The 7003-nt window shown below is 67.3% G+C and carries 6 protein-coding genes; 3 read left to right on the top strand and 3 right to left on the bottom strand.

The genetic code is table 11. The features are described 5' to 3' along the window. The first annotated feature begins 670 nt into the window (after window positions 1-670). The gene (locus AWX74_RS32195) at window positions 671-1816 is read left to right on the top strand and encodes an IS630 family transposase (RefSeq protein WP_091284413.1); all 1146 of its coding nucleotides are present in this window, start codon (window positions 671-673) and stop codon (window positions 1814-1816) included. 511 nt (window positions 1817-2327) lie between these two features. Here the strand turns inward: AWX74_RS32195 and AWX74_RS32190 are convergent. Genes AWX74_RS32190 through AWX74_RS40950 form a run of 3 tightly spaced genes read right to left on the bottom strand, consistent with a single transcriptional unit; the run spans window position 2328 to window position 3108 of the window. Continuing rightward, window positions 2328-2705 carry a helix-turn-helix domain-containing protein gene (locus AWX74_RS32190; RefSeq protein WP_091284411.1) on the bottom strand — a complete coding sequence of 126 codons (378 nt, stop codon included), beginning with the start codon at window positions 2703-2705 and terminating at the stop codon, window positions 2328-2330. Then, window positions 2702-2830: a hypothetical protein gene (locus AWX74_RS42180; RefSeq protein ID WP_278184671.1), complete on the bottom strand. Its 129-nt coding sequence runs from the start codon at window positions 2828-2830 to the stop codon at window positions 2702-2704. The genes AWX74_RS32190 and AWX74_RS42180 overlap by 4 nt, the downstream gene beginning before the upstream one ends. A 41-nt stretch (window positions 2831-2871) precedes the next feature. Beyond that, window positions 2872-3108: a hypothetical protein gene (locus AWX74_RS40950; protein ID WP_207550467.1), complete on the bottom strand. Its 237-nt coding sequence runs from the start codon at window positions 3106-3108 to the stop codon at window positions 2872-2874. Between the two features lie 427 nt (window positions 3109-3535). Here AWX74_RS40950 and AWX74_RS32180 point away from each other — a divergent pair, with 427 nt between their 5' ends. Beyond that, window positions 3536-5902 (top strand): nuclease-related domain-containing DEAD/DEAH box helicase, encoded by a 2367-nt coding sequence (locus tag AWX74_RS32180; protein ID WP_091284442.1) that lies wholly within the window; start codon window positions 3536-3538, stop codon window positions 5900-5902. Next, on the top strand, window positions 5902-6984 hold the full coding sequence (locus tag AWX74_RS42175) for an endonuclease domain-containing protein (RefSeq protein ID WP_091284409.1): 1083 nt from the start codon (window positions 5902-5904) through the stop codon (window positions 6982-6984). The genes AWX74_RS32180 and AWX74_RS42175 overlap by 1 nt, the downstream gene beginning before the upstream one ends. The last annotated feature ends 19 nt before the right edge of the window (window positions 6985-7003 follow it).

Below are 7003 nucleotides of genomic sequence, written 5' to 3'. Positions count from 1 at the left end.
AACCCCACAGCCGACCCCTCACCGGCCACACCGACCGGGTGACCGCCCTCACCGCTGTGCCCGGACCCGACGGCACCACCCTGCTCGCCACCGCCGGCGACGATGCGGCGACTTTTCTATGGACACCAACCAAGGACGAGAACCACTACCGGGCCAACGCCAGCGAATTTCCCTAGCACCAATACATCAAGAAGCCCGCAGAGAGATGTGCGCCGATCTGAAATTCAGCGAACAACAGTCTTCAAGCAGCCAGCTCCGCGTGTACCATCAGACAACACTTCTTCCAGTCAAACCAAAAACGACCGTCGCAGCCACGTCACCCAGAGCTACCAAATTCCGTAGAATCCTCGGATCACAGCACCACCAACGGAACGCCAGGCCGTAATTGCGTCGCGCCACTGCCGACTCGGCACAACACATCCCACCAGCGTTCGACGGCCGGCAAAAAACCTCCGAGCACAGCGCAAGAACACCACCCACCAGGCAGCGAAAAACCACTCCGTCAGACAACTGATAACTATGGCCCCTACGCTCGCGCACCACCTGCGAACAGGCAGTTCAGCATTGCGCACCAGCCTCAATTGCTTCTAATGCCGCTCCCGCGAAGGTTTGCCCCGAGTTGTGAGCGGCGCGCCGGCCCGGATCCCCGGCCGGTGCGGCTGCTGGTTCGATGATCCGTCCTGTGGCGGAACGGGTACGGGTCCGGGAGATCGATCCGGACGAGGGGCAGAAACTGCTGAGGATCGTCAGACGGTCCTCGGGGTCGGTGGTGACCTGGCGCCGAGCGCAGATGGTCCTGCTCTCGGCGCAGGGCATGACCCCGACGAAGATCGCCGAGGTCACGTTCACGTCCGAGGACCGGGTCCGCGATGTGATCCACAACTTCAACACCGACGGGTTCACCTCGCTGTACCCGAAGTACTCAGGCGGCCGGCCGAGGAAGTTCACCCTGCCGGAACGCCGGGAGATCAAGAAGATCGCGAAGTCGCGGCCGTCGGAGCACCAGCTCCCGTTCTCGACCTGGAGCCTGTCGAAACTGGGCGAGTTCCTGGTCGCCGAGGGGGTGGTCGACGACATCAGCCATGAGGGCCTACGGGTTCTCCTCCGTGAGGAGGGCGTCTCGTTTCAACGCCTGAAGACCTGGAAGACCAGCACCGACCCGAACTACGAGGTCAAGAAGGCCCGCGTCGAGCACCTCTACGCGATCGCCGACGGGCAGGTCCGCCCGGAGACGGACGAACCCACCGTGATCTTCTGCATGGACGAGTTCGGCCCCCTCAACCTCCAACCCCGCCCCGGACGGATGTGGGCCGGCATCGGCGGGAAGAACACCGACCCGAAACGGGGTCCACGACGGCGGTTACGCGCGACCTACACCCGCACCCAGGGTGTGCGGCATCTGCTCGCCGCCTACGACCTGAACCGCGACCGGCTCTACGGCCATGTGAAGGTCACGAAGAACCGCACCACGTTCCTGACGTTCTGCCGCTACCTACGCTCGCTCTACCCACCCGACGTCCGGATCGCGATCATCTGTGACAACTACAGCCCGCACCTGACGACCCGCGTCGACAGCCGGGTCGGGGACTGGGCCACGGCGAACAACGTCGAGATCGCCTACACCCCGACGAACAGTTCCTGGCTCAACCGCATCGAGGCCCAGTTCACCGCCCTGCGCTACTTCGCGCTCGACGGGACCGACCACCGCAACCACCGAGCCCAGGCCAGCATGATCCGCCGCTACATCATCTGGCGGAACAACCACGCTCACGATCAGCAACTCAGGCGAATCGTCGACCGGGCCAACGTTGCCTGATGCGGCACTAAGCACTGGGTCGCAGGTTCGATCCCTGCCGGGCGCACCGGTCACCGCGACCATCGGTGCGACCTGGGCATTGGCCAGATCAGGCATCGTGGCGACCAGCACTAATGCGAACCTCCATGGCGTGACCGGGCAGACGCGGAGCGCTGCAGCTATGGTCCACATGCCCAGGCAGTGGCTCCCGCGACTGTCCATCCGGCGATGATGAACGACCAGCATGCGGCAGAGGGTCCGCGCCAGATAGGGGTCGCACGCAGCGACTGATTCCCTGGCCGGGCTCGCACCGGCTACGACGCGGGAAGACCGTCGGCCCTACTGGCTCGTTCGGGCCGAGGCCCGTCTACAACGCACCCGATCTGCGCCCTGAGCGGGCACCGGTCGCCGGCGGGTGCTTCACGCAACCGACCCACGTCGGGTGGCCATTCCTGCTGTGACGCTGGTTCGTCGCCCGCGGGCCCGCCCGCGACTCCCCGGCTCGGCGAATGCCGTCGAGGTGTCCGTGTCGTCAGGCGGTCCGGGCGCCGTGGATGATGCCGAGGTCGAGTTCGATGCGGCGTCCGTGGACGGTGACGACGATGCTCGCGGTGTCTGCGCCAGTAGCGGTGAGGTAGTCGTAGAGGGTCGACAGGAGCATGTCCTCACGGCTTTCGAGGCGCGAGACAGCAGCTTGGCCGACACCGAGCTTCTTGGCGACCTCTGCCTGGGTCATCTGCGCCGCCTTGCGGATCATCGCCAGGTTCATGGCGTAGACCCGGTCCATCTCCTCGGCCGCCACGTGGGCCTCGGCGACATCGGCGGCGAGCTGGGGGTCGGCCAGGAGCCGGTCCAGGTGGTCGTTGCCACGGACGAACTTCGATGGGAGCCGCGGGGCGTCCCCTGTCATGGCTTCTCCTCGTAAGAGGTCTCGCGCTTCCACTGGTCGATCATGGGGTCGGCTCTGGCGGCTACTCCGTCGTAGAAGACGTCCCCCAACCTGACCTTGTCGGCGGCGAACAGCGCGACGACCACGGTGCCGGTCGCGGGAGGAAAGCAGCAGATCAGCCTGACAGCTACCCGTGGGTCGTAGGCGTGCGAGACCCGCCAGAGCGGTAGCGGCGAGACTGCCGCACCCAGCGCAGGGTCGCCATCTCGCTGTCCCGGGTGGGCGGATCTGTCAGGTTCCGCAACTGGTCGAGGGCACGAGCGGCGTAGGCCAGCAGGAGACGCGAATTTTCGTCGCCTGCACGCACCTCCTCCTCCAGGTGGTCGAGCCACCGGCCGAAGTCCTCAGGCCAGTCAATGTCCACTGCAACAGCAGTACATCGAAGGCATATTCCATGCAAGGCATGGCTCGTCGACCGGCCCATCGGAGCCGGTCACATCGGTCCCCAACGCCGCACGAACCGGCTTCCCATGTCCACCGACCTGCACCCACGGAGCAACAAAGTCGAGTGCGCGACTCGGAGCCGCAGGCCTTCCCGAACGCCTTGGACAGCCCACCGCCAGGCAGGGGTCCGCTTCAGGTTTTCGCTACGTCTCGCGACAACCACCATCCCATCCAGAACTTCGAACATTTGTTTGGTCGAGTCGGCGCTTCTGGCGGTAAAGGTTCTTGGTCGGCCTTCAAGTGGCCCTACATAACGCAAACCGCGCCAAACGTTCCCCTCTCGACCTATTCTCATCTATGACGCAAGGTGAGGAGGTCGTGACGTGCCTGCCGACGGATCGCCGACGATGCTCCCCGGGACCGCTGTTCCGACACTCGGCACGGGGTCGCCGCAGCCCCCTGCGGCTGTGACGCCTACAACCTCCGGGCCGGTGGCGGGTCCGCGCCGGCTACCGGAGCCGTCCGCTCTCGGTCAGGCCGTGCTGCTCGGCATGGAGATCGCCGGAGTCGAGCGGCAGATCCAGCACCTGAGCGATACCCAGCGCCAGCTGAGCCGTCACCGTAGGCGATGGGAGGCCGGCGGCCGTGCCGAACAGAACGTGGCCCGGGCGCTACTGGTCATGGAGGACGCCGGGTGGCACGTCCTGCCGGATCGGCGGTGGCCGGGCACCCGGCGGGCCAACATCGACGTGATCCTGGCGGGGTCCGGCGGGGTGTTCGTCGTGGACGTGAAGAACTGGCGGGAGGCCGCCATCGAGAGGGGGCGCCTGTGGCGCGGCGATGCCGACGCGGACGACGACATCCGCAAGCTCGCGGATCAGGCCGCCGCCGTGGCGGAGGTGCTGGCGGACGCGGGCCTGCCGCCGACCGAGGTGGTGGCGCTGCTGGTCCTAGCCGGACGGAGGAACATCCGGGAGCCGATCGACGAGGTGACGGTGCTGGGAGAGTACGACCTCGCCCGGGAACTGGCGCGCCGCGGTGCCCGACTGACACCTGACATGGTCGAGCGGTTACTGGAACAGCTCGAGCACGGATGTCCTCCGATGCCCCGCGCCGCGGACCCGGTCGTGCCACGCGCGCCGGCCGCAGCACGCCCGCCGACACCCCGGAGGGACCAGACCGATCCGCCCATCGCCGGCGGACGGACATCCACCCCGAAGCTGTCGGCCCGGACCGCGCCGTCGGACACAGACAGGCCGGATCCGGGTTCGTCGCCCGGCCAGAGCTGGGCACCCGGCCAGGGTTCGTTGCTCAGCCGAGACGAGCTGTGGCGGGAGCTCCTCGACGCCGCCGATCGTGAACCGATCGAGACCTGGATGACCTGGCTGCACCCGACGCAGGCCCGCCTCGCCGGGCGGCGGTTGTCTGGCCCGGCCCGGGTCCGGGGCCCGGCAGGCACCGGCAAGACGGTCGTCGCGCTGCACCGCGCCAAACACCTGGCGACCCGCGGGGACCGGGTGCTGTTCACCTCGCTGGTGCGAACGCTGGGACCGGTCTACCGCGCCCTGCTGACCCGGATGGCACCCGACCACGTCGAGAGAATCGAGTTCACCAACGTCCACGCCGTCGCCGCGCGCTGTCTTCGCGATCACGGCCTGTCGGGCCGGCATCAGCAGGACGCCGCCGACACCTGCTTCTGGCGGGCCTGGGCCCAGGTCGGGCGGAACTCGGTCCTGCCTGACCTCGGCCTCGGCCACCAGTACTGGCGGGACGAGATCGCGACCGTCATCAAGGGCAGGGGCCTGACCTCCTACTCGCAGTACGCCAGCCTGGCACGGGTGGGGCGCAGCACGCCGTTGCAACCAACCCACCGGCGCGCGGTCTGGGACCTCTACGAGCGATACGAGCGGCTCCGGACGGAGCGCAAAGTCCTCGACCGCGACGACGTGCTGCTCCTGGCCCGCGACCTGGTCCGCGCAAGCTCCGAGACCCCGTACGACGCGGTGATCGTCGACGAGGTGCAGGATCTGACCTGCGTCGGGCTCCAGCTGTTACACGCCTTCGTCGGGGACAAGCCCGACGGCCTGCTCGTCGTCGGCGACGGTCAGCAGTCCATCTATCCCGGCGGATTCACCCTCGCCGAGGCCGGTGTCCCTGTCGTGGGACGTTCCACTGTGCTGACGAGAAACTACCGCAACCGGGCGGAGATCCTGCGCTATGCCCAGACAGTGATCGTGGACGACAGCTTCGACGATCTCGACGGCACCCCGGAGCACGGGCGGCGCGAGGTCGACATCGACCGCCCCGGAGGCGAGATAGCCGAGGTCACCGTGCCCGACGCGGCCGCGCAGGACGCGGCACTGTGCGCGCATCTCACGCAGCTGCATGACAACAGGGATGCCCGGTACGGCGACATGGCCGTACTCGTGTCGACGAACGAGGCGGAGTCACGCTGGCTGCGGGTGCTCGCTGGGTGCGATATCCCTGCGGTGTCGCTCAAGCAGTACGACGGAACCAGCCGTGGGTTCGTCAAGATCGGCACATACCACCGGGCCAAGGCCCTCGACTTCGCCCACGTCTGCATCCCTGACCGCAATCTCTTCCCGGGCCCTCGACGGGCATCCGAGTCCGCCGACGCGTTTCATGAACGCACCCGGCTGGAACGCCGGCAGTTGTATGTGGCCATCACCAGGGCACGCGACAGCGTGTGGGCGGGAATCCGCCAGGGCCCCGATCCCGGCCACCCACGCCCCGCGCAGACCGGGCCCGTCTGATGAGACCCGGTTCTCTCTGGTCCCGACGCCTTCCGACCGCATGGCTTGACCTGCCCCCAGAGCTGGCGTGGTCGTCCGGGCCGCTGGTCGATGTGCCGCTTCGTCGCCACCTCGGCGACGGAACGGTCGCCACGGCGGCAGGTATCGCCTTCCGATCCGTCACATCTCGACGCGACCGTGATCGGCGACCTCCGGTCGTGCCGGTGCTCCTACTTCCGATGAGGAGGGATCAGGCGACGGACGACAAGGTCGCCGTCACCTGCGGAACCGGTCAGGTCGCCGTGCTGGCTGGGCCGGAGGGGCGGGGTTGGTCCGGCCTCGTTGGTCAGGAAGCCCGCGCGGGCCGGGTCGTCTCCGGGTGGCTGACGCTGTCCCGCGTGAGCCGGGACGAATACGCGCCCCTGCGGTTATGGCTGTCGGCACCCCTGCGGGCGTCACCGTCCGGCCGGCCTGTCGACCTCTCATCCGTACGCTGGCCGAGCCCTGGACGTCGTGAGAATCTGGCGCAACAGGTCGCGTCCTTTCCCCACCCTCGCTCGGGTTCCTTTCCCGACCCTGAGGTCCTGCGGGCAAACATCGTCCAAACCGTCCATGGTCGCAGCGCCACCACCCACAGATCTCGCCTCAGCAACTACGCGGAGGGTATTCTTTCCGGCGCATACGGGCACGGCTCCCAGCACCCGCCGAAGATTTATCCGCGGGAACGTCGATTGTGGTTCTATCTCCGCCAGATGCCAGTCCAGTGGATCCCCCAGGTTCCGATCGGAGGCCGGCGGATGGATCTGTTCTGCCCCGAGCCGAAAACCTGCGTGGAGATCGACGGAACCTCTCACCTGTCAGAGCGCTCCCGTGCCGATGACGCGTGCCGCGACCAGGAGCTCAAGCGAATGCAGATCAGTACCATTCGCGTCACCAACGGCGAGGTGGACGCGGACCCGATCGCCGTGGCCGAACGCATCGGCCGGCAGCTCGCGAAGCGGAAGAACGGTCCGCTACTGAGGGGCTGGAGATGCAGTCCTCTCCAGTACTCCCCATACCTGCCGCCCAGCCTGAGCTACCTCGGCGGGACCAGCGCGGTGTAGATCACGGCTGTTAGGCATC

It is taken from the genome of Parafrankia irregularis (assembly GCF_001536285.1).
GTDB lineage: Bacteria > Actinomycetota > Actinomycetes > Frankiales > Frankiaceae > Parafrankia > Parafrankia irregularis.
The sequence above is the reverse complement of the archived record's forward strand: the minus strand, read 5'-3'. Positions and strand labels throughout refer to the sequence as shown.

Coding starts and splice junctions, on each gene's coding strand:
- AWX74_RS32190 (WP_091284411.1), bottom strand. CDS start 2,705: ATGACAGGGGACGCCCCGCGGCTCCCATCGAAGTTCGTCCGTGGCAAC.
- AWX74_RS32180 (WP_091284442.1), top strand. CDS start 3,536: ATGCTCCCCGGGACCGCTGTTCCGACACTCGGCACGGGGTCGCCGCAG.
- AWX74_RS32195 (WP_091284413.1), top strand. CDS start 671: ATGATCCGTCCTGTGGCGGAACGGGTACGGGTCCGGGAGATCGATCCG.
- AWX74_RS42175 (WP_091284409.1), top strand. CDS start 5,902: ATGAGACCCGGTTCTCTCTGGTCCCGACGCCTTCCGACCGCATGGCTT.